Source organism: Duganella fentianensis (genome assembly GCF_009857835.1).
GTDB classification, from domain to species: domain Bacteria; phylum Pseudomonadota; class Gammaproteobacteria; order Burkholderiales; family Burkholderiaceae_D; genus Rugamonas; species Rugamonas fentianensis.
In genome coordinates this window covers 535,080-556,300 of the sequence record NZ_WWCL01000001.1, presented here as the reverse complement: position 1 = coordinate 556,300, position 21,221 = coordinate 535,080, and the positions used below count along the sequence as shown (strand labels likewise).

Genomic DNA, 21,221 nt, shown 5'->3' with positions numbered 1-21,221 from the left:
GTGCTCGCCGTCTCGGCATCCATCCTGCTGCACCGCCGAGTTGCGCGCAGCAGGACTATCTAGTCTAAGCAGGTAAGGCTGCCTCAACCAAAACTGGCTGCAGCAGCCTGACCAGTTCATGCGGATTGATGCCCACTAAAAAGCCGCGCCTTCCGCCATTTATGTAAATGATGGTTTGCTCCAGTACGGTCTTTTCCAGATAAACCGGCATCTGCTTGCGCGTGCCGAAGGGGCTGGTGCCGCCGACCAGAAAACCGGTGTGGCGATTCGCCACTTCGGGCTTGCACGGTTCGACTTTCTTGCAGCCGATCTGGCGCGCCAGATTCTTGGTCGACACTTTGCAGTCGCCATGCATCAGTACGACGAGCGGCTTGGCCGCCTCATCTTCCATGATCAGGGTTTTGACGACAGCGTGTTCATCCACGCCCAGTTCGCGTGCCGACACGCTGGTGCCGCCATGTTCCTCGTAGTCGTAAGGATGTTCGCTAAAGGAGACGCCGTGCTTACGCAGAAACTGCGTGGCCGGCGTCTCGGAGATATGCTCTTTTTTTGCCATGCGTGATACGCTGCCAATCTATCGGGGTTAAGGTTAGCAAGGGAGGCTGTCATTATGCCGCAGGAAATACGTTTTGCCACTTTCAATGTATGCAACCTTTCCCAGCCCGGCGCAAAACTGTATGACAATCTGGAACCCCTGAGCCCCGAGGACTATGCTGCCAAAGTGCAATGGACGGCGCAGCAGCTGGACCGCCTCGATGCCGATGTGATCGGCCTGCAGGAAGTGTTCTGCCTGCAAGCCCTGCACGACGTACTGGCACACAGCCGCCATTACCGCGAGGCCGCCCTGTGCGGCGTCAGCACGGCGCCCGACCCGGTCACGGGAGTGCCGCGCCAGATGCCGCAGGTGGCGCTGATCTCGCGTTTGCCGCTGGCCGCACCGGCCGCCATCCACACCGATTTTCCGGCCGGCGTGACGCTGCCAGCCGGCAGCCGCGATGCGCTCAGCTATGCCCGTGCCCTGCTGCGCGTCACCCTGCAGCTCGATGACCAGCGCCAGCTCGATGTGATCGTGCTGCATCTGAAATCCAAGCGCCCCGACTACGATGGCGAAGCAGCTCACGACAACCCCATGTGCCATGCCCAGGCCCAGCTGCGCTCGCTGATCCGGCGCGGCACGGAAGCCGTCGCCCTGCGTTCGCTGCTGTGCCAGCTGCACCGCGACGCGCCACGCCCGCGTATCGTGCTGGGCGACTTCAACGATAGCGTCGATGCCGTCACCACTTCCATCATCATGGGCGAAGGGGGCAGCGAAACAGCCGGCCGCTATTACGATAGCCGCCGCATCCAGCGCGACCCCAGCAGCTCGGCCCATGGCTACACCATCCTGCACGAAGACCTGCGCATGACGATAGACCATGTGCTGGTATCCGAGCATTTCCATCCGGCCGCCCCACAGGCGCTGGGACAGGTATTATCCGTGCGCTATTTCAACGAGCACTTGCCCGATGCAAGTCCCGGCGCTTCCGACCATGGGCAGGTGTTGGTGCACGTACAGCTCGACTAGGCCGCCTGCAGCCTACCTCAGCAACATTGCCACTTTCGCCCCCCGTATTTCGCATTTCAGCGCGAAATTCGCACCGCCTGTCGCACGGGACTGGTAAGCAGCCTTGTAATTTCATACAGTGGCAACATGCGCCATGCCGCTCTCTGCTCGCTGCGGCCCTTCAAGGATAAATACAAATGAAACTAGAGACCCTGCCCCACACCCAGCACCCCACGCGTACCACCCGACGCTGGCGCAAGCCGGTGGCCATCCTCGTCGTGCTGGCTGCCGCAGGCGGGGGCTGGAGCGTGATGCAGAACAAGCCGGCCGCGACTAATGCCCCCGTCGCTGCCAAGGACAAGGCGCCCGAAGTTCTGGAGCTGGCCGGCACCGACGTGACTGCCGTCGATGCGCGCGCGCTCGATGTGAAATTGCCGCTCTCCGGTTCGCTGGCGCCACTGAGTTCGGCCACCATCAAATCCAAGGTCTCGGGCGTGGTGGAAACCACTACCGTGCAGGAAGGCATGGCTGTCAGCGCAGGCCAGGTGCTGGCCCGCATCGATCAGGCCGACCTGCGCGCCCGTTTGCAACAGCAGCAGGCCGCGCTGGACGAAGCCCAGGCCCGCTTGTCGCTGGCCAGCAAGAACGAAAACAATAGCCAGGCCCTGCTCAAGCAGCGCTTCATTTCCCAGACCGCTTACGATGCCACCCAGAACAGCGTCGATCTGGCCCGCGCCAACGTCAAATCCGCTGCCGCGCTGGTGGAGATCGCCCGCATCGCCCTCAACGATGGCGTGATCCGCGCGCCCATCAGCGGCGTGGTGAGCAAGCGCCATGTGCAGGCCGGCGAGAAGCTGGCGCCCGATATGCCCGTGTTCAGCATCGTCAATCTGTCCGAACTGACGCTGGAAGCGCAAGTGCCGGCGGCCGAAATCCCGCGCGTGAAAATCGGCCAGGAAGTGAAGTTCAGGGTCGATGGTTTCCAGGGCCGCGAGTTCGCCGGCAAAGTGAGCCGCATCAATCCGGCCACGGAAGCCGGTTCGCGCGCCATGCTGGTCTACATCGCCGTGCGCAATGAAGATAGCGCGCTGCGCGCCGGCATGTTCGCCAAAGGCAGCATCGTCACCGACCGTTCCGATGTCTCGCCCATCATTCCGCTGACGGCCCTGCGCGGCAACCAGAATGAACCCGTGGTGTACCAGATCGTGGCAGGCAAGGTGGTAGCCCAGCCCGTCAAACTGGGCCTGCGCAACGAAGACGAAGGACTGGTGCAAGTACGCGATGGCCTGCAGGCTGGCGCCCACGTCATCGTCGCCAAACTGGAAGCGCTGAAGCCGGGCACGCCCGTCAAGCTGCCAGCCGCGACGCAGGATAGCAGCCGTCAGGCCAGCGCCGAAGCCGGCAAGAAAGGCTGATCATGTGGATTACTAAAACCAGTATCCAGAACCCCGTGTTCGCTACCATGGTGATGGTGGCGCTGATGGTGCTGGGCCTGTTCTCCTACCGCGGCCTCGGTCTGGAAGCCATGCCCAATGTGGACATACCCGGCGCCATGATCGAAGTGAAGTATCCCGGTGCTTCGCCCGAGGCAGTGGAGAACGACATCACCCGCCCTATCGAGAACGTGGTAAACACCGTCAGCGGCATCAAGACCCTGCGTGCCAACTCGTGGGAAGGCCGTTCCGGCGTCTACATCGATTTCGAACTGTCCACCAATATGGACAAGGCCATGCAGGACTTGCGCGACAAGGTGGCGCAAGTGCGTCCGCGCTTCCCGCGTGAAGCCAAAGACCCCTTCATCGTACGCTTCGAAGGCGAGAACAGCCGCCCCATCGCCCAGATCGGCCTGACGGCGACCAATCACACGCTGCGCGAACTGTCCACCATGGCCGATCAGCTGATCGGCAAGCGCTTCCAGGGCGTGGCCGGCGTGGGGCAGGTGCGCCTGAACGGCATGTCGGCGCGCGAAATCCTGATCAGCCTGCGCCCGCAGGACCTGACGGCGCAAGCCATCGGCGTCGATGAAGTGATCAACGCGATTCAGGCCACCAACACCAACCTGCCGGCCGGCTCGATCAGCTTTGCCGGCAACGAGCAGCTGGTGCGTATCGAAGGCAAGATGAAAGATGCGCGCGATTTCAACCGCATCATTGTGGCACGCCGTGCCAATGGCCCCGTGTATCTGGATCAGGTGGCCACCGTGGTAGATGGTGCGCAGGAAGAACTGTCGATCTCGCGCCTGAACGGCCAGCGCGCCGTCACCATCGATATCACCAAGGTGCAGGATGCCAATGTGGTGGAAGTGGGCCGGCGCATCCAGAAAGTGGCGGAGGAACTCCAGAAAACCCTGCCTTCCGACATCAGCCTCACCGTGCTCAACGACGAATCGCTGAAAGTCCAGAGCCAGCTCGACAACGTCAAGGAAACCATCATGGAAGGCGCCGTGCTAACCATGGTGATCGTGTTCTTCTTCCTGCACTCGTGGCGCTCGACCATCATCACCGGGCTGACGCTGCCGATTTCCGTTATGGCCAGTTTCATCGCCATGAAGTTCTTCGGCTTTACGCTCAACTTCCTGACCCTGATGGCACTGTCGCTGTGCATAGGCTTGCTGATCGACGACGCCATCGTGGTGCGCGAAAACATCGTACGCCACCTCGGCATGGGCAAGAACCACCGCAAGGCCGCCGAGGACGGCACCAATGAAATCGGTCTGGCCGTAATGGCCACCACCTTTGCCATCGTGGCCGTGTTCATCCCCGTGGCTTTCATGCAGGGCATCATAGGCCGCTTCTTCCTGCAGTTCGGCATTACCGTGGCCGTGGCCGTGCTGGTATCGCTGTTCGTCAGTTTCACGCTGGACCCCATGCTGTCCTCGGTCTGGCCCGACCCCGTGAAAAACCGCTTCAGATATGTGCCGTGGCTGGGCCAGCTCATGCACATCATCGAGCATGGCATCGAACATCTGCACGTCTGGTACGGCAAGGTGCTGGCACTGGCGCTGCGCTGGCGCAAGCTGACGCTGACCATCGCCTTCGCCCTGTTCGCGGGCAGCCTGATGCTGGTGCCCATGATAGGCGGCGAAATGTTCCCCGAGCAGGACAATGGCTGGATCAATCTGCGCCTGAAAACCCCGGTCGGCTCCAGCATCGAATACACCGATAGCAAGGTCAAGCAGGTCGAATTGGCCCTGAAGGAATTCCCGGAAGTGGCCAAGGTCATCGCCGTGGTCGGCACGCAGGATGGCCGCAACACGGCGCAGGTGGACGTCAAGCTGCAGGACCGCAAGACCTTCAAGCGGCGCAGCCAGAAGGAACTGGAAGGCGCGGTGCGCGCGCGGCTCAACCGCATCGCCGGCATCACCATGTCGGTGGGCTGGAAACCTATCTTCATCGCCATTCTGGGTACGGACGAAGGCAAGCTGGACGCCGTGGCCCACCGCCTGATGGACAAGATGCGCAAGATTAAAGGCGTGGCCGACCTCGAATACAGCCAGGAAGGCGCCAACCCGTCCACCACGGTACGCATCAACAACGAGCTGGCCAGCGATCTGGGCCTGAGCGTGCAGCAGATCGGTACGGCACTGCGGCCTTTCGTGGCGGGCGATACCACCAGCCACTTCCTGGCCGACGATGGCCAGAACTATGACGTCAATGTACAGCTGCCCAAATCGGGCCGGCAGAAGATTGCCGATCTGGCCGACCTGTCGCTGGCTTCCTCCAAGCTGGGTCCGGATGGGCGTCCGCTGATGGTGCCGCTGCGTCAGGTGGTGGAATTCGTGCCGTCGTTCAGCCCGCAGGTACTCAAACGTCAGGCCCTGCAGCGCCGCGTCGCCGTGTATGCGTCCGTCGAAGGCCGTCCGGCTGGCGACGTGGATAGCGATGTGCGCAAGGCCATGAAGGAAATCGAGCTGCCAGCCGGCGTACGCTTCGACGTGGGCGGCAATGCGCAGGATATGGAGGAGAGCATGTCCTCGGCCATGATCGCGCTCAGCATCGCCGTGATCTTCATCTATCTGGTGCTGGCGTCCCAGTTCGGCAGCTTCCTGCAGCCGGTCGCCATCATGATGTCCTTGCCGCTGTCGCTAATCGGCGTGCTGGTGGCCCTGCTGGTGACGGGCAGTACGCTCAACATCTTCTCCGTGATCGGCTTCATCATGCTGATGGGTCTGGTCACCAAGAACGCGATTCTGCTGGTGGACTTCAGCAACCACGCCCAGCGCGAAGGCATGGGCCAGATCGAGGCACTGATGAATGCAGGGCAGGTGCGGCTGCGCCCTATCCTGATGACCACGCTGGCCATGATCTTCGGCATGCTGCCTATGGCCATAGGCATGGGTGATGGTGGCGAAACGCAAGCGCCCATGGGCCGGGCCGTGATCGGCGGGGTGATTACCTCCACCCTGCTGACGCTGGTGGTGGTGCCGGTGGCCTACACCTACCTCGATACGCTGGGCAAACGCTGCGCACGCTACTTCCGTGGCCGCGCCCATGACGAGGAAGAAGAACACCTACACCCCGTCAAACCGGCTGATATCGCCGAAGTAGCGTAAGGACTGACGCTACCAGTATCAAAACAAAACCGGGCCTGGCCCGGTTTTGTACTTTTATACTTCAACCACCCGTCATGCCAGCCTGATCGGCATCGTCGTCACTGTCCAGCGCCTGCTCCTGCTCCGATTCAGCCAGACCGGGGTTGGCTTTCGCCTCGGCCTTGCGGCGGGCTTTTTCCTCCGCCTTTTTCTTTTTTTCCAGCTCGCGCTGGCGCTTTTCATATGCGAAGTTGGTTTTTGCCATGGGCCGCCTCTCAGTATCCGGTACGTTAGTCATCCCATTATGAACCAGTTAAGGTCTGCCTTGCTGATTCATCCACGTGGATGATGCAGAGCATGTAGCTGTTTCAGGCGTTCGCGCGCCACATGGGTGTAGATCTGGGTGGTAGAAATATCGGCATGGCCCAGCAGCAGTTGCACCACGCGCAGGTCGGCGCCGTGGTTGAGCAGATGGGTGGCAAACGCATGGCGCAGCGTGTGCGGCGACAGCGGCACAGTGATGCCGGCCTTGTGCGCATGCTTCTTGATCAGGATCCAGAACATCTGGCGCGTCATGGCGCCGCCGCGCGCCGTCACGAACAGCGCATCGTCCTGCTGGCCGTTGAGTATCTGGCCTCTGGCCTCGTGCAGATAGCGTTCCAGCCACAGGCGTGCCTGCGCACCGAACGGCACCAGCCGCGTCTTGGCGCCCTTGCCCGTGATGCGCAGTACGCCCTCGTTCAGGCCCAGATCGAGCAGCTTCAGGCTGACCAGTTCCGACACGCGCAGGCCGGATGCATACATCAGTTCCAGCATGGTACGTTCGCGCAAGCCCAGCGGCGTGGCCACCTCGGGTGCCGCCAGCAGGGCTTCCACCTGGGCTTCGCTCAGCGTGTGGACGAAGCGCTGCGGCTGTTTGGCCGATACCAGCTTGAGTGTGGGATCGGCGCTGATGCGGTGCTGGCGCAGCAGCCACTGGTAGAAACGCCGCAGCACGGACAGGCGCCGGTTGGATGAAGTGGCTTTGCCGCTATCCTGATGGCGCGCCGCGATATACGCCTGCAAGTCGTGGCTGGCCACGGCGGCCAGCCCGTCTATCTGCGCACGCTGGCTGGCCAGCCACTGGGCGAACAGGCGCAGGTCGCGCCGGTAGGCTTCCAGCGTGTTCTTCGATAGTCCGTCCTCCAGCCACAGGCTGTCGCAGAACTCGTCGATCAGAGCAGCGTGGTCTGTTGCCATGCGTATTCGCTCGAGCCTTCGTGGGCCAGCAGCCAGCGCTTGATGCCCAGCAGATAGCCGTTCGGATCGTCGCTACGGGAAAAGCCGCCCAGCCCTGTGGCGGCCGTCACGCGGTGGCAGGGGATCACCACGGGGAACCAGTTGGCGCCGCAAGCCTGCCCTACGGCACGGGGTACGGAGCCGAGGTGGCTGGCCAGCTCGCCATAGGTGCGCACGCTGCCGCGCGGGATGGAACGGATGGCGTCCCACACACGCTGCTGGAACGGCGTGCCCACCGTGCACAGCGGCAGGTCGAACACATAGTCGGCATCGTCGCAATAACGCCGCAATTGATGTACAGCAATTTCTGCCACAGCGTCCTGTGGCGCTTTTGCATCAAAATGGGGCGGCAGATAACACAGCTCGGCAATCTTGCCCGCCTCGGTGCGCACGCCGATTTTTCCAAGTGGCAAGTCCACTACGGCCTGAAACAATTGTGTTTCCTGTTGTATTTTCATCACAGCTCATGCACCAAAAAAGGATGGGCAACGTTGTAAAAATGCACCAACATATTGCGATTTCATCATATTGCATTAATCGCATAGGTGGCTGGCTGACAGCATTTTAAGCGCGCCCGCCAGGCAGCGCGCAAAAAAAAAACGCACCCTCAGGTGCGTTTTCAAATACTGCTTCACGTTCCCGGTCGTTTGCGTGATGCCGTAGCGCGCTTATGGCGGCTTGCAGCCTCTATCACAACGACATTCTGTAAAACGTGTGTCTCCTCGTTCCATCGCCGGCATTGATTGCCGTTTCTCTACACACTCCCCACCTACAATTCTGTGCTCTTGCTACAAGGCTACATATCCTTATGCTTTATTCCTTGAGAGCGACGCCATCATAACGTAAGGCTTTCGTTTTTGACCAACTATTTTAAGCACGGTCGTACAGCCATACTTCAAGTCTGAACCAATTTTTACGCGGATTCCGAAAGTTGTGGTAAGCAGTTTTTCACTCTGCCGACCTAGTAGTTCCCCTCATTGCCAGCCCGGGCGCAGCCATTTATTTTGAGCCTACAAGAGCACCGGATTTCCCGGAATCAACATAAAAGTCGAGACATATCATGCTAAGCAAACTACTCGACCACCTCGAGGAATGGATGATCACCTTCCTCATGGGTGGGGCTACATTCATTATCTTCCTTTCCGTTGCGCACCGCTATGGCACCGGCCTGGCCATACCGGGCGTACAGGACTTTCTCTTAGGCCTGCACTTCGAATGGGCCCAGGAACTGGCCATCATCATGTTCGTGTGGATGGCCAAATTCGGCGCCGCCTATGGCGTGCGCATGGGCGTGCACGTGGGCGTGGACGTGCTGGTCAGCCGTCTGCCGACCGAATGGCGCAACCGTGCCACCTATGTGGCGCTGGCTTGCGGCATGCTGTTCACCGGCATCATCGGCACCCTGGGCCTGACCTTTGTGTGGGAAAACGGCATGCACTACGCCATCTACAACAAGCTTGGTCTTGATATAAGTGCGCTCACGGAAGGCCCCACCACGCCCGATCTGGAATGGCCGACCTGGTTCGTGTATTCCGTCGTGCCCATGGGTTCCTATCTGATGTGCTTGCGCTTCATCCAGGTCACCATCGCCTTCTGGCGCACGGGTGAAATGCCGCATCAGGACGAATCGCAGGTAGACGGTCTGGAAGACGACAGCGATGACGAAATGTTTGCCGTCGCCAAACCAGCCCACGGAGGTGCGCAATGAGCCACGCTAACGCTCTCACCGCCGTCGCCCAGATGAGCAAGCAGCGCGCCGCTGCATGGCTGCTGGGCATAGGCGCCATCCTGCTGGCCCTGTGCTTCATCGGCGGCAAGGTCGGCATCGTGTTCGCCCTGCTGCTGGCGCTGATGCTGACCGGCATCCCCGTCTCCATCGCACTCGGCCTGACGGTGCTGATGTTTATGTATCTGCTGACCCACGTTCCGGTGGAAGCTGTGGCGCTGAAACTGTTCAGCGGCATCGAGAAGTTCGAAATCATGGCCATCCCGCTGTTTATTCTGGCCGGTAACTTCCTCACCCACGGCGGCGTGGCCAAACGCATGATCAAGTTTGCCACCAGCCTGATCGGCCACTGGCATGGCGGTCTGGCGCTGGCAGGGATTATTGCCTGCGCCATGTTCGCGCTGGTGTGCGGCTCCTCGGTAGCCACGGTGGTGGCGATCGGCTCCATCATCCTGCCGGCCATGGTCAAGCAGGGTTATCCGAAACGCTTCGGCGCCGGCGTCATCATCACGGCCGGTTCGCTGGGCATCCTGATGCTGCCGTCGATTCCGAAAGTGATCTACGCGATTTCCACCAACACTTCGATCGGTGCGCTGTTCCTGGCCGGTCTGTTCCCCGGCATCCTGCTGACGGTGATGCTGTGCACCACTACCTGGGTGCTGGCCAAGAAGAACGGCTATCCGCGCATGCGCAAAGCCAGCTGGGGCGATCGCCTGAAAGCCTTCAAGGAAAGCGTGTGGGGCCTGATGCTGGTGGTAATCATCATCGGCGGTATCACCAAGGGTATCTTCACCCCGACCGAAGCGGCCGCCATGAGCGCCGTGTATGCCTTCATCATTTCCGTGTTCGTCTACAAGGACATGCCGCTGAAGAAAACCCCGGAAGTGCTGAAGAAGTCGGCCAGCCTGAGCGCCATGCTGCTGTACATCATCACCAACGCCGTGCTGTTCTCCTTCCTGATGGCGCACGAAAATATTCCGCAGGCGATGGCAGACTGGATCCTCGCCAAGGATCTGGGTCAGGCCGGCTTCCTGTTCTTCACCAATATATTGCTGCTGCTGGCCGGTAACGTGATGGAACCTTCGTCCATCATTCTGGTGATGGCACCGATCTTGCACCCTGCCGCCATCCGTCTGGGCATCGACGCCGTCCATTTCGGCATCATGATCGACGCCAATATGGAAGTGGGCCTGTGCCACCCGCCCGTGGGCCTGAACCTGTATGTGGCCAGCGGCATCTCCAAGATGAGCATCTCCGAGCTGACCGTGGCCGTCATGCCGTGGCTGCTCACCATGCTGGTGTTCCTCGTCATCGTCACCTACTGGCCGGGCTTGTCGCTGTGGCTGCCGAAAGCCATGGGCCTGATGTAAGGGCTGCGGCCTAAAACAAAACCCCGTGTGGCCTGACAGCCACACGGGGTTTTTTATTATGGCGGACCGCGAGATCCGCCGTATTCCACTTATGCTTACTTGGCGGCTTCCTTGTTAATCGCCGAGATCAAGTCCTTGCCGATACGGCCTTCCATATCCTTCTGCACCGGCAGCAGGGCTTTACGCCATTCGGCCTGCTCTTTCACGCTGAGCGTGTAGATTTCCGTCTTGCCGGCCTTCTTGATGGCGTCCAGCGCCATATCGTTGTCGCGCTGGGCGATGGCTTTCTCGAAGGTGGTGGCGTCCTTCATGGCCTTATCCAGCGCGGCGCGGATATCGGCTGGCAGACCATCCCAGAACTTCTTGTTGACGATCACGGCATAGCCCAGATAGCCGTGGTTGGACACGGTTACATGCTTCTGCACTTCGTGCATCTTCTGGGTGTACATATTCGACGGCGGATTCTCGGTACCATCTACCACGCCCGTCTGCAGCGCCTGATACACTTCCGAGAACGCCAGCACCTGCGGGTTGGCGCCCAGTGCGCGCATCTGCGCGTCCAGCACTTTGGACGACTGGATACGCATCTTCTGGCCCTTGAAGTCCGCTACCGAATGCAGCGGCTTATTCGCCGACATCACCTTGAAGCCGTTATCCCAGAAGGCCAGACCGGTAATGCCTTTCGGCTCCAGCTTCTTCAGCAGGCCTTTGCCGATTTCGCCTTCCGTCACGTTGTACAGCGCCGTCTTGGATGGGAAGATGTATGGCAGATCGAAGGCTTCGAATTCCTTCACGCCCAGCGGACCGAATTTGGCCAGCGATGGCGCCAGCATCTGCACGGCGCCCAGCTGCAGCGCCTCCAGTTCTTCCTTGTCTTTATACAGCTGGCTGTTCGGATACACCTCGACCTTGACGCGGCCATTGGTGGCTTTTTCGGCCAGTTGCTTGAAGCGTTCTGCTGCCTGGCCTTTCGGCGTATCGGTTGCCACCACGTGGCTGAATTTGATCACGATAGGCGCCTGGGCGTAGGCGTTGATGCTCAGGGCGGCGCCCAGAACCAGAAGCATGGCATTGAGTTTCATGGAGTCTCCAGAAGGAAGGAAAATGCGGTATTGTTGTAGTGTGATCGATTCTCACCAACCGTGACAAGCCCTGCAACTGTGGAAAACCACAATGGCGAGCAGCGTGCAAGGCGATACCCTGAACGCCCATGACCGAATCTAACAGCTCCCCTACCGCGCGCCGGCGCGGCCTCCGGCGTGGCCTGTCCAGCAGCGCGCTGCGCTGGCTGCTGCCCATCGTACTGGTACTGTTTTTTCTGGCAATATTGATCTGGTTGCCATGGCAGGCGCGCCAGATGGAAAGCACGGAGCGGCAGGAACAGCTGATCGCCGATACGCTGTGGGTCGAGCAGACCATACGCTTCCAGCTGGGACGCGACGAAGAATCGCTGCGCGCACTGGCCTATGAAATCGGCGCTGTCCACCTGTCGGACGAGCAGCTCAAAGCCCGCCTGACCCGCCTGCTGAAAAATGGTCACGAATTTTTACGTGTGGTGTGGCTGCGGCCCGATGGCAGCCTGCACGCCAGCAGCGACGCCATCCCCCTGCCCGTGCGCCTGACCCAGGCTTCCGAAGCCACCATGGAACTGGTGCGCAAGACGCGCAAGCCCATGTACACCCAGCCCGAAGTCCAGAGCGGCAACCAGAGCGCGGCACCGGCCGCCGTGCTGATGGACTACCACATCCCGCTGTTCCGCGGCGACGAGTATCTCGGTGATCTGGTGGCCACCTACCAGACCAGCGTGCTGCTGGACGAAATGGTGCCATGGTGGTTCGCGCAGGATAATCAGGTCTCGCTGATCGACCGCGACGACCGCGTGCTGGCACGCCGCGCGGCCGCCGGTCCCGGCCACGGCGTCTACACCCACAAGCGCGCGCTCGATCTGCCCGGCGCCAACCTCACGCTGGTGACGGACAGCGTGAAGAGCGAACCCAAGCTGCTGCCGAATCTGCTGGTCGGTTCCGTCATCGTGCTGTCACTGGGACTGTTATGGAGCTTGCTGGCCCTGTGGGGCCACATCTCGCGCCGGCTGGCGGCCGAAGGCGCGCTGCGCCAGCAGATGTTGTTCCGCACGGCGATGGAGAACTCGCTGGTGACGGGCCTGCGCGCACGCGATCTGGAAGGCCGCATCACCTACGTCAATCCGGCCTTCTGCCAGATCGTCGGCTACCCGGCCGAAGAAATCATCGGCAAGCTGCCGCCCATGCCCTACTGGGCGCCGGAAGCCATGGCCGAATACCAGACCCGCTTCGCTTCCGTGCTGGCCGGTAAAGTCACGCCCCAGTTCGAAACCTATTTCCAGCGGCCCAATGGCGAACGCGTGCCCGTACTGATTTTCGAAGCACCGCTGGTCGATAACAATGGCAAGCAGACCGGATGGATGGGCTCCATCCTCGACATCTCCGACCGCAAGCGGGTGGAAGACCTCAACCGCCAGCAACAGGAAAAACTGCAGTCCAGCGCCCGCCTCGCCACCATGGGCGAAATGGCGTCCATGCTGGCGCATGAACTGAACCAGCCGCTGGCCGCAATTTCCAGCTACACCACGGGCGCGCTGAATATCCTCAAACGCGCCGACAGCCAGCATGCGCCGGTTCAGGCAACAGCGCTGATACCGGCGCTGGAACAGGCCAGCACCCAGGCGCAGCGGGCCGGACAGATCATCCGCAGCGTGCACGAGTTCGTGAAGAAGAGCGAACCGCAGCGCCAGCAGATCGCCATCGGCCCGCTACTGGAAGGCATACGCACGCTGATCGAACTGCAGGCGCGCCAGGCTTTTGTATCGTTCAAGACCAGCATTCCCGACCAGCTGCCGCCTGTGCTGGCCGACCGCGTGATGATAGAACAGGTGCTGCTCAACCTGACCCGCAACGGCATCGAAGCCATGCAGCACATACCGCCCCAGCGCCGCCTGCTGAAAGTGCAGGCCAGCTACCTGCCCGAGACGGCGCAGGTCAGCGTGGCCGTGATCGATCAGGGCCACGGCATACCGGAAGACGTGGCGCAGCGCCTGTTCTCGCCCTTCTTCTCGACCAAGGCCGAAGGCATGGGCATGGGACTCAACATCTGCCGGACCGCGATAGAATTCCACGGCGGCACACTGACACATAGCGCCAACCCGCAAGGGGGCACCATATTTACCTTCGTGCTGCCGGCACTGGCAGAGAACACGGAAACGGAGACCTGAAGCATGCTGCATATCGTTGATGATGAAGAAGTGGTGCGTGACGCACTGACCTGGCTGGCCACCTCGCGCGGCATCAGTTCGCGCAGCTATGCTTCGGCGCTGCAGCTGCTACGCCATGCCGATAGCGGCCAGTTCGATCCGGAAGGCGATTGCGTGCTGCTCGACGTGCGTATGCCGGACATGAACGGCATCGCCGCCTTCGACCAGCTCTCGACTCGCGGGCTGACGCAGCGCATGCCGGTGATCTTCCTCACCGGCCACGGCGATGTGCCGATGGCAGTCGATGCGCTCAAGCGCGGCGCGTTCGACTTCTTCGAGAAACCGTTCAATGACAACCAGCTGATGGACCGCGTGCAGGAAGGGCTGGCCGGTTCGCGCAAGGCCGGCGAAATGGCGCAGGTACACGCCCGCCTCGCCACCCTGTCGGCACGCGAACGGGAAGTGCTGGACCTGATACTGGCGGGGAAGATGAACAAGGTGGTGGCCGATGAACTGGGCATCAGCATGCGCACGGTGGAAGTACACCGTGCGCATATCTTCGACAAGATGCAGGTGAAAACGGCGGTCGAACTGGCCGGCCTGCTGAAATAGATCTAGCTTTTCTTCTACGCCCTAGCTCTTCTTCTGCGCCGCTATCCATTCATCGACTACCTGCTCCAGCACAGGTAGCGGCACATTGCCCGTTTCCAGCACGGTGTTGTGGAAGGCTTTCAGCGAGAAGCGCTCGCCCAGCGCATGCTGGGCGCGGGCGCGCAGTTCCAGTATGCGCAGCATGCCTATCTTGTAGGCGCAGGCCTGGCCCGGCATGGCCACATAGCGCTCCACTTCCACTGCCGGTATGCCGTAGTCTATGCCTTGCTGACGGGTCCATTTCATCGCATGCAGGCCGGTATCCACCACCAGCCGGCGCGCGCGGAACAGCTCTGCATCGAGCTGGCCCAGGTGGCCCACCACATCACCGTCATACCAGTGGTTTTCCACCGCCAGCTGCTCTGCATACAGGGCCCAGCCTTCGCCATAAGCCGAACCGACGGGGAATACGCGGTCACGCCGGTAGCGCGGCTGCTTGCTGTTTTCCTGCTGCAGCGCGATCTGGAAGTGGTGGCCCGGCACACCCTCGTGATACGTCAGGGTACGCAGGCCGACGATGCGGAACACCGGCCCCGGCATGGGTGCCCAGAAGATGCCGGGACGGGTGCCGTCATTGGCCGGCCCCGTGTAATGGGCAGCGGCGGTCTTTTCCGTGAACGGCGGTTCGCGCTTCACCACCACCGGCGCTTTCGGCGTGATGTCGAACAGCTCGCGCGAGCGCTGCTCGGCGTCGCGCAGCACTTCTTCATAGCGCGCCAGCAAGGCCGGACGGGGATCGGCCTCTTTCGGCTGCACATCCTTTTCCAGCTTGGCCATGCGCTCCTTGATGCTGCCTTCCGTATAGCCCTGCGAAACCAGCAGACCATCCATCTCTTTCTCGATGCGCGCCACTTCGCGCAGGCCGATCTGGTGTACCTGCTCGGGCGTGTAACTGCTCGAGGTCATCTGCCTGAGCAGCAAGGCGTAGGCCTTGTCGCCATTGGGTAAACGCCACAGCCCCGCATCGTTGCTGGTCTGCGGCAGCTGCTCCTGCAGCAGCGTGCGCACGCGCTGGTAGGATGGCATGACGGACTGGCGCACGATGGCTTCCGCGCTGGCGGCGGCCTGCTGCTGGGCTTCCGGGGTGAGCTCCTTTACATTCGCCATGCGCTGCTTGAGCGATACCACCAGCACATTGCTTTCGGCACCGCCTTCAAGGAAGCGATCGAGCTGGCCGATGGCGGATTGGGTCAGAAAGGTCGGCATCAGGATGCCGCGCGCACCGAGCCCGCGCGCCTGCAGGATGCCCGTGTCGATTTTGCCGGCCACGGCCTGCAAGCGTACCAGATAGTTGTCCACATCGCGCTGGTTGCGGATAGGGTGGGCCTGGCTGAGGAAGTTCACCAGCTGCACATGCAGGCCGCCGAACTGGTTGAAGACGAAGTTGTAGTCGGCGTAAGGGTAGCTGTCGATCTGGTTCTGCAGATTCCAGCGTATGGTGGCAGCACTGGCGCGCTGCTGCACGCTCAGGCTTTGCAGATTCATCTTGTCCAGCTGCGCCAGCGCCTTCTTGGCAGCGGCGACATCGCGCGCCCGCTGCACAATGGAATTCGGCGTCAGCTTGCGGTCCAGACCATCCTGCTCCTTGCCGTTGAAATACTGCTTGAGCGTGGCCTGCTCCGGATCGTTGCGCACCTTGACGCTGGCCAGATTGTCAGCCCACTGGTCAAAGCTGATAGCCTGCGCGGCCAGACTCACGCTGAAACTCAGCGCGGCGCTGGCACTGGCAAGAAAAACGATGGAGCGGCGGGGAGTGTGCATGATCTTCCTCTGTAAGTCGATCATACGAGTGTAGCGCAGTTCAGCGGTGGCAGGCCAACGCCCATTCCAGATGCTCGCGCAGCAGCGGCGTAGCGCCGTCGCAGCGCGCCGTCAGTGCAGCCACTATCGCGCCATCGCCGCGGGCGCCCGCGCTGGCCGCATTGCCCAGTGCCACCGCGATATTGCGCAGCCAGCGTTCATGGCCGATGCGGCGTATCGGGCTGCCTTCCATCTTGCGGTTGAACTCTTCCTCGGTCCAGGCAAACAGTTCCAGCAGGCTGGCGCTGCCCAGGCCATGGCGCTCGTCGAAATCGGGCAGCACCGCCTTGTGGGCGAACTTGTTCCACGGGCAGGCCGTCTGGCAATCGTCGCAGCCGTAAATATGGTTGCCGATCAGGGGCCGCAGTTCGGCCGGTATCGCGCTTTTCAGTTCTATGGTCAGGTAGGAGATGCAACGCCGCGCATCCAGTTTGCCCGGCGCGAGAATGGCACCCGTGGGGCAGACATCGATGCAGGCCGTGCACTGGCCGCAGTGGGCGCCAGTGGGCGCGTCCACCGGCAGCGGCAGATCGAGCAGAAACTCGCCCATAAAGAAGGTGGAACCGGCCGTGCGCGACAGCAGCAGCGTATGTTTGCCGCGCCAGCCCAGCCCTGCCTTCTCGGCCAGCGGCAGTTCCATCACGGGCGCCGAATCCGTGAACACGCGGTAGCCGAATTCGCCGATCTGCGCCTTGACCTTGTCGGCCAGCTGCTGCAGGCGGGCGCGCAGCACCTTGTGGTAGTCGCGTCCGCGCGCATACACGGAGATCACGGCGGCCTGCGGGTCGGCCAGCCGCTGTGCTTCGCGCTCGCGCCAGTCGGGCGGCGTATCGGTGGGCAGATAGTCCATGCGGGCACTGACCACACGCACCGTGCCGGGCACCAGCTCGGCCGGGCGGGCCCGCTTCATGCCATGCGCCGCCATATAGTCCATTTCGCCGTGAAAGCCGGCGTCCAGCCAGGCTTGCAGGCCCGCTTCCGCATGGCTGAGATCAATATCGGTGATGCGTACTTCGGCAAAGCCCAGCTCCGTGCCCCAGCGCTTGATGCTGGCGGCCAGTTCGGCTAATTCGGTTTCGGACAGGGAATGCGGCATGGGCGGAGTAACAATGTAAGAATGGGCGCAGGCGGTTACAATGGTGTACCAAGCAACCTGACAACCTCATATTCTAATTGATGCCGCACTTTCAAGCCCATCTCCACGACGAAGCTGCCACTGCCGCCCTCGGGGTCTCGCTGGCGCACGCTATGGCGCCCGGTCTGGTCATCTACCTGCATGGCGATCTGGGGGCCGGCAAGACTGCGCTCACGCGCGCGCTGCTGCACGCGGCCGGCCATGTCGGCACCGTGAAAAGCCCCACTTACACCCTGTCCGAACCGTATGCGATTACGCTGGCCGGCCAGGCCATCAGCGTGATCCACTACGATCTGTACCGCATGGGCAGCCCGGAAGAGTTTCTGGATGCAGGCTTCCGCGAAGATTTCAACGGCAGCAACATCTGCATCGTCGAATGGCCGGAAAAGGCCGACGGCGTACTGCCGCCGGCCGATCTCGATGTCAACCTGAGCGTGGCTGGCGCCGGTCGTGATGTAGAATTGCGGGCATCCACTCCTGCCGGTCACTCATGTCTGCAACGCCTGAAATTCGCGCCCAATCTGTGAGCGACGCCAGTTCCGCCCAGCCGGACGCGCGCACACGCCGCACCGTGCTCAAAGCCGGTGGTGCCCTGCTGCTGTCCGTGCTGGCGCCCAGCCGTGCCATGGCGGCGCAAATTCTCGCCGTGCGCGTCTGGCCGGCCGAGGACTATACCCGCGTTACGCTGGAAAACGACGCCATCCTCAAAGCCACCCACTTCACCGTAAAAGACCCGGAGCGGCTGGTGGTAGATATCGAAGGGCTGGAACTCAATCCCACCCTGAAAAGTCTGGTGGCCAAGATCCAGTCCAACGATCCGTATATCAAGCAGGTCAGGGTGGGCCAGAACCGGCCCAATGTGGTGCGGCTGGTATTCGACCTGAAAGAGGAAGTGCGGCCGCAGGTGTTCACGCTGGCGCCGGCCGGCAATTACAAGCACCGCCTGATCTTCGACCTGTATCCCGTCAAGGAAGCCGACCCTATCGCCGCCATGATAGAAAAAGGCGACTGGTCCAACGATGGCAAGAGCAGCAAGACCGACAGCGCCAGCAGCGGCGGCAAGGTGGCAGCCGTAGAAACACCCGCCACACCGGCCGCACCCAATACGGCAGCGGAAACGGCGCGGCCCGAACACGAAGGCAGGACGGCCGAAGTGGCGGCCAAGCCGGCGGAAAAATACGACCACAACGGCAAGCTGGTACGCATGCTGACGGTGGTGCTGGACCCCGGCCACGGCGGCGAAGACCCCGGCGCTTCGGGCAAGAATGGCAGCCGCGAAAAAGACATCGTGCTGGCCATCGCCAAGCGCCTCAAGAACCGCATCGAAGAAATCCCGAATATGCGGGTGATGCTGACGCGCGATGGCGATTACTTCGTGCCGCTCGGCACGCGCGTGGAAAAAGCCCGCAAGGTGCAGGCCGACCTGTTCGTCTCCATCCACGCGGATGCCTTTGTACAGCCCACGGCACGCGGCTCCTCGGTGTTCGTGCTGTCGGAAAAAGGCGCCAGCTCGACGGCCGCGCGCTGGCTGGCCGACAAGGAGAATCTGGCCGACACCATAGGCGGCGTCAACGTGCGCAACCACGACCGCCAGCTGGCCAGTGTGCTGATCGATCTGTCCACCACGGCCCAGATCAATGACTCGCTCAAGCTGGGCAAGTCCGTGCTCGGTGAAATCGGCGGCATCAACCGCCTGCACAAAGGCTCGGTGGAGCAGGCCGGCTTCGCCGTGCTGAAAGCGCCCGACATTCCTTCCATCCTGATCGAAACGGCCTTCATTTCGAATCCGGAAGAAGAGGCCAAGCTGCTGGATGAGGGCTACCAGAACCAGCTGGCCGATGCCATCGTCAAAGGCATACGGCGCTATTTCGCCAAGAACCCGCCGCTGGCCAAGAACCGCCTGACCTGAGGCCGGACCTGAAGCGCGGCGCTATCACACCACTTTTACGGAACCCACATGGCTGTAGCAACGATGACAGAATATGGCGCACTGCCCGCAGTGCAGATCACGGCGGCCGATGGCGCCGAAATCACGGTGTCGCTGTTCGGCGCCCATCTGCTTTCATGGAAAACCGGCGACGGCAAACAGCGATTGTTCGTCAGCAGCCAGACCCCGCTCGATGGCAGCAAAGCCATACGGGGCGGCGTGCCCGTGATCTTCCCCCAGTTTAATGTGCGCGGCCCCGGGCTGCGCCACGGTTTTGCCCGCGTCAGCCAGTGGCGCATGAGCGCCAGTGGCGGTGATGGCGGCCATGCCTATGTCGAGCTGCAGCTGAACCAGCACGATCTGGCGGCCGAACACGCGGCAGCATGGCCGCACGCATTTGAACTGACGCTGCGCTATACCTTACAAGGTGATGCGCTCGACGTGCGCTACACGGTGCATAACAGCGGCACGGCCGAATTCCCCTTCGGCGTGGCACTGCATACCTATTACGATGTGGGCCAGCTCGAAGCCACCAGCATCAGCGGCCTGCAGGGCCAATGCTATACCGACCATCATCTGCAGACAGCCACGCAGGACTACCCTGCCCTGCACTTCAACCAGAAGCACGACCGCCTGTACCAGTCCACGCCTACGCTGACGCTGAACACGGCCAACGCCACGCTGCATCTGGAACAGCAGGGATTTGATAACTGGGTGGTGTGGAATCCGGGTCAGGCCGATGCGGCGGCGCTGACTGATCTGGCGGATGAGGAGTATCTGCGTTTCGTCTGCATCGAACCGGCCCGCATCGACCAGCAGCTGCTGGCCGCCGGCAGCAGCTGGACCGGTACGCACCGTATCAGCTGTGCCAGCTAGGGCTTAATTCGACTCCTTGATGATGCGGCCGGAACCGGGCTGGATAGGCCGTGCATTCATAGGATACAGGCGGGCGAACAGTGCCATCTGGGCCGGCGAAGCCTGCACCGGCTCTTTCATCACCAGCCACAGCACGCCTTCGCTGCAAGGCGGCGTGGTCAGCGAACCCATGAAGGTGTAGTAGTCGCGCCGGGCCGGAATCAGGTCGATAGGATCGATCACCGACGAAGGCGCCATGGTGTCGAGTTTTTCCAGCGGCAGATTATTCCACACGGTCTGGATCACTGGCTGCGCACGGCCACGTTCGAGCAGCAGCGCAATCACGGCCAGCTTGCCTTCGCCATCCTTGTGCACCAGATGCATGACCATCTCGTAGCCCTTGCCATTGATGCGCTCTTCCGACGGACGGTGGAAGTGGAACTGGATCAGCTCATACATACGGTTCTGCACCGTGATGAAATTGCCGCCGCCCAGCATCACCTGCACGGTGTGGCCGTTGTCCGTCACATTGAACGAGGATGGGTGGTAGTCGAAGGTGATCTGTTCCAGCTCGACCTTCATGCCATCACGCACATCGATAGGCGACTGGCGGTTGCCGGTGCTGCATTTGGCCCATTCCGGATTGATTTTGCCCCAGTTGGCGGGACCGTTTTCACCTTCGTACGACCAGTGGTGGCTATACACTTTCGGTGCCGCTTCCACCACGGCAGCGGCCTTCTTGGCCTTGGCCGCAGCGGCCACGCGGGCCTGCTGGTTGGCGCGCATCAGCGCCAGACGGGCAGCAATCTTGGCCGACAGATCGGCTTCCGCCTCGGCTTCGCGCTCGCGCGCACTCGGTGCCGAGGCCGACGCCTTGCGCCCTGCCGATGCCGGCTCGCTTTCGCCTTTTTCTGCTGCCGCTGCCGCAATCTGTTTGAGCGGCACGCCGCCCACGCTCACACCATGTTCCGATTTGGCGCCCGCAGCCGGCGTGCCCTTGGTTTTAACCGTGGATGCTGCAGCTTTGGCCGACGCCGGTTCACGCGCCTCATTGGCGCTGGCAGCGGTGGCAAACGCGCAGCAGCAGGCGATCAGGGTGAGTAAAGTACGCATCGCAGTCCAGAAGTATAAGAATTACACACTGGTATACGGATGCAATTGGGAAAAACTTGAGCG

Annotated in this window: 18 protein-coding genes; 10 read left to right on the top strand and 8 right to left on the bottom strand. The window is 61.6% G+C overall.

All coding sequences use genetic code 11. The features are described from left to right. Positions 1 to 64 precede the first annotated feature (64 nt). On the bottom strand, positions 65 to 556 hold the full coding sequence (ybaK, locus tag GTP23_RS02540; protein ID WP_161033718.1) for a Cys-tRNA(Pro) deacylase: 492 nt from the start codon (positions 554 to 556) through the stop codon (positions 65 to 67). Positions 557 to 610: 54 nt separating this feature from the next. Here ybaK and GTP23_RS02535 point away from each other — a divergent pair, with 54 nt between their 5' ends. From GTP23_RS02535 to GTP23_RS02525, 3 genes are all read left to right on the top strand, one after another. Beyond that, positions 611 to 1,564, top strand: coding sequence for an endonuclease/exonuclease/phosphatase family protein (locus tag GTP23_RS02535; protein ID WP_161033717.1), 954 nt, complete (start codon positions 611 to 613; stop codon positions 1,562 to 1,564). A 176-nt stretch (positions 1,565 to 1,740) separates the two neighbouring features. Beyond that, a complete protein-coding gene (locus GTP23_RS02530) occupies positions 1,741 to 2,958 on the top strand; it encodes an efflux RND transporter periplasmic adaptor subunit (protein WP_161033716.1) in 1,218 nt (405 codons plus the stop codon). Between the two features lie 2 nt (positions 2,959 to 2,960). After that, the gene (locus GTP23_RS02525) at positions 2,961 to 6,095 is read left to right on the top strand and encodes an efflux RND transporter permease subunit (RefSeq protein WP_161033715.1); all 3,135 of its coding nucleotides are present in this window, start codon (positions 2,961 to 2,963) and stop codon (positions 6,093 to 6,095) included. A 61-nt stretch (positions 6,096 to 6,156) separates the two neighbouring features. Here the strand turns inward: GTP23_RS02525 and GTP23_RS02520 are convergent, their stop codons facing one another. The 3 genes from GTP23_RS02520 to GTP23_RS02510 all read right to left on the bottom strand — a co-directional run bounded on the left by GTP23_RS02520 (position 6,157) and on the right by GTP23_RS02510 (position 7,810). Next, positions 6,157 to 6,339, bottom strand: coding sequence for a hypothetical protein (locus GTP23_RS02520; RefSeq protein ID WP_161033714.1), 183 nt, complete (start codon positions 6,337 to 6,339; stop codon positions 6,157 to 6,159). 68 nt (positions 6,340 to 6,407) lie between these two features. Further along, positions 6,408 to 7,313 (bottom strand): site-specific tyrosine recombinase XerD, encoded by a 906-nt coding sequence (xerD, locus tag GTP23_RS02515; RefSeq protein WP_161033713.1) that lies wholly within the window; start codon positions 7,311 to 7,313, stop codon positions 6,408 to 6,410. Beyond that, positions 7,289 to 7,810, bottom strand: coding sequence for a methylated-DNA--[protein]-cysteine S-methyltransferase (locus GTP23_RS02510; RefSeq protein WP_161033712.1), 522 nt, complete (start codon positions 7,808 to 7,810; stop codon positions 7,289 to 7,291). The genes xerD and GTP23_RS02510 overlap by 25 nt, the downstream gene beginning before the upstream one ends. Positions 7,811 to 8,412: 602 nt before the next feature. Here GTP23_RS02510 and GTP23_RS02505 point away from each other — a divergent pair. Both GTP23_RS02505 and GTP23_RS02500 read left to right on the top strand, forming a co-directional pair. Beyond that, positions 8,413 to 9,060 (top strand): TRAP transporter small permease, encoded by a 648-nt coding sequence (locus tag GTP23_RS02505; RefSeq protein ID WP_161033711.1) that lies wholly within the window; start codon positions 8,413 to 8,415, stop codon positions 9,058 to 9,060. Further along, positions 9,057 to 10,448 carry a TRAP transporter large permease gene (locus GTP23_RS02500; RefSeq protein WP_155432974.1) on the top strand — a complete coding sequence of 464 codons (1,392 nt, stop codon included), beginning with the start codon at positions 9,057 to 9,059 and terminating at the stop codon, positions 10,446 to 10,448. The genes GTP23_RS02505 and GTP23_RS02500 overlap by 4 nt, the downstream gene beginning before the upstream one ends. A gap of 95 nt (positions 10,449 to 10,543) precedes the next feature. Here the strand turns inward: GTP23_RS02500 and GTP23_RS02495 are convergent, their stop codons facing one another. After that, positions 10,544 to 11,530, bottom strand: a complete 987-nt coding sequence (locus GTP23_RS02495; protein ID WP_161033710.1) for a TRAP transporter substrate-binding protein — start codon at positions 11,528 to 11,530, stop codon at positions 10,544 to 10,546. A gap of 128 nt (positions 11,531 to 11,658) precedes the next feature. Here GTP23_RS02495 and GTP23_RS02490 point away from each other — a divergent pair, with 128 nt between their 5' ends. Both GTP23_RS02490 and GTP23_RS02485 read left to right on the top strand, forming a co-directional pair. After that, positions 11,659 to 13,698 (top strand): sensor histidine kinase, encoded by a 2,040-nt coding sequence (locus tag GTP23_RS02490; RefSeq protein ID WP_161033709.1) that lies wholly within the window; start codon positions 11,659 to 11,661, stop codon positions 13,696 to 13,698. A gap of 3 nt (positions 13,699 to 13,701) precedes the next feature. Further along, positions 13,702 to 14,289 carry a response regulator transcription factor gene (locus tag GTP23_RS02485; protein WP_155432971.1) on the top strand — a complete coding sequence of 196 codons (588 nt, stop codon included), beginning with the start codon at positions 13,702 to 13,704 and terminating at the stop codon, positions 14,287 to 14,289. Between the two features lie 21 nt (positions 14,290 to 14,310). Here the strand turns inward: GTP23_RS02485 and GTP23_RS02480 are convergent, their stop codons facing one another. Both GTP23_RS02480 and queG read right to left on the bottom strand, forming a co-directional pair. After that, positions 14,311 to 16,089, bottom strand: a complete 1,779-nt coding sequence (locus GTP23_RS02480) for a DUF885 domain-containing protein (RefSeq protein ID WP_161033708.1) — start codon at positions 16,087 to 16,089, stop codon at positions 14,311 to 14,313. Between the two features lie 40 nt (positions 16,090 to 16,129). Beyond that, a complete protein-coding gene (gene queG, locus GTP23_RS02475; RefSeq protein WP_161033707.1) occupies positions 16,130 to 17,224 on the bottom strand; it encodes a tRNA epoxyqueuosine(34) reductase QueG in 1,095 nt (364 codons plus the stop codon). An 80-nt stretch (positions 17,225 to 17,304) separates the two neighbouring features. Between queG and tsaE the strand changes: the two genes are divergently transcribed. Genes tsaE through GTP23_RS02460 form a run of 3 tightly spaced genes read left to right on the top strand, consistent with a single transcriptional unit; the run spans position 17,305 to position 20,066 of the window. Beyond that, the gene (tsaE, locus tag GTP23_RS02470) at positions 17,305 to 17,790 is read left to right on the top strand and encodes a tRNA (adenosine(37)-N6)-threonylcarbamoyltransferase complex ATPase subunit type 1 TsaE (RefSeq protein ID WP_155432968.1); all 486 of its coding nucleotides are present in this window, start codon (positions 17,305 to 17,307) and stop codon (positions 17,788 to 17,790) included. Next, positions 17,754 to 19,172 (top strand): N-acetylmuramoyl-L-alanine amidase, encoded by a 1,419-nt coding sequence (locus GTP23_RS02465; RefSeq protein ID WP_161033706.1) that lies wholly within the window; start codon positions 17,754 to 17,756, stop codon positions 19,170 to 19,172. The genes tsaE and GTP23_RS02465 overlap by 37 nt, the downstream gene beginning before the upstream one ends. Positions 19,173 to 19,220: 48 nt before the next feature. Then, positions 19,221 to 20,066, top strand: coding sequence for a D-hexose-6-phosphate mutarotase (locus tag GTP23_RS02460; protein WP_161033705.1), 846 nt, complete (start codon positions 19,221 to 19,223; stop codon positions 20,064 to 20,066). Positions 20,067 to 20,069: 3 nt separating this feature from the next. Here GTP23_RS02460 and GTP23_RS02455 read toward each other — a convergent pair whose 3' ends face one another. Further along, positions 20,070 to 21,158: a carbonic anhydrase gene (locus GTP23_RS02455; protein WP_161033704.1), complete on the bottom strand. Its 1,089-nt coding sequence runs from the start codon at positions 21,156 to 21,158 to the stop codon at positions 20,070 to 20,072. Positions 21,159 to 21,221: the final 63 nt, after the last annotated feature.

What these genes read in the sequence shown, in the direction of transcription:
- GTP23_RS02520 (WP_161033714.1), bottom strand. Translation starts at nt 6,339, where the DNA reads ATGGCAAAAACCAACTTCGCATATGAAAAGCGCCAGCGCGAGCTGGAA.
- GTP23_RS02510 (WP_161033712.1), bottom strand. Translation starts at nt 7,810, where the DNA reads ATGAAAATACAACAGGAAACACAATTGTTTCAGGCCGTAGTGGACTTG.
- GTP23_RS02535 (WP_161033717.1), top strand. Translation starts at nt 611, where the DNA reads ATGCCGCAGGAAATACGTTTTGCCACTTTCAATGTATGCAACCTTTCC.
- GTP23_RS02495 (WP_161033710.1), bottom strand. Translation starts at nt 11,530, where the DNA reads ATGAAACTCAATGCCATGCTTCTGGTTCTGGGCGCCGCCCTGAGCATC.
- GTP23_RS02460 (WP_161033705.1), top strand. Translation starts at nt 19,221, where the DNA reads ATGGCTGTAGCAACGATGACAGAATATGGCGCACTGCCCGCAGTGCAG.
- queG (WP_161033707.1), bottom strand. Translation starts at nt 17,224, where the DNA reads ATGCCGCATTCCCTGTCCGAAACCGAATTAGCCGAACTGGCCGCCAGC.
- xerD (WP_161033713.1), bottom strand. Translation starts at nt 7,313, where the DNA reads ATGGCAACAGACCACGCTGCTCTGATCGACGAGTTCTGCGACAGCCTG.
- GTP23_RS02455 (WP_161033704.1), bottom strand. Translation starts at nt 21,158, where the DNA reads ATGCGTACTTTACTCACCCTGATCGCCTGCTGCTGCGCGTTTGCCACC.
- GTP23_RS02505 (WP_161033711.1), top strand. Translation starts at nt 8,413, where the DNA reads ATGCTAAGCAAACTACTCGACCACCTCGAGGAATGGATGATCACCTTC.
- GTP23_RS02500 (WP_155432974.1), top strand. Translation starts at nt 9,057, where the DNA reads ATGAGCCACGCTAACGCTCTCACCGCCGTCGCCCAGATGAGCAAGCAG.
- GTP23_RS02480 (WP_161033708.1), bottom strand. Translation starts at nt 16,089, where the DNA reads ATGCACACTCCCCGCCGCTCCATCGTTTTTCTTGCCAGTGCCAGCGCC.
- GTP23_RS02525 (WP_161033715.1), top strand. Translation starts at nt 2,961, where the DNA reads ATGTGGATTACTAAAACCAGTATCCAGAACCCCGTGTTCGCTACCATG.
- GTP23_RS02490 (WP_161033709.1), top strand. Translation starts at nt 11,659, where the DNA reads ATGACCGAATCTAACAGCTCCCCTACCGCGCGCCGGCGCGGCCTCCGG.
- tsaE (WP_155432968.1), top strand. Translation starts at nt 17,305, where the DNA reads ATGCCGCACTTTCAAGCCCATCTCCACGACGAAGCTGCCACTGCCGCC.
- GTP23_RS02485 (WP_155432971.1), top strand. Translation starts at nt 13,702, where the DNA reads ATGCTGCATATCGTTGATGATGAAGAAGTGGTGCGTGACGCACTGACC.
- GTP23_RS02530 (WP_161033716.1), top strand. Translation starts at nt 1,741, where the DNA reads ATGAAACTAGAGACCCTGCCCCACACCCAGCACCCCACGCGTACCACC.
- GTP23_RS02465 (WP_161033706.1), top strand. Translation starts at nt 17,754, where the DNA reads ATGTCTGCAACGCCTGAAATTCGCGCCCAATCTGTGAGCGACGCCAGT.
- ybaK (WP_161033718.1), bottom strand. Translation starts at nt 556, where the DNA reads ATGGCAAAAAAAGAGCATATCTCCGAGACGCCGGCCACGCAGTTTCTG.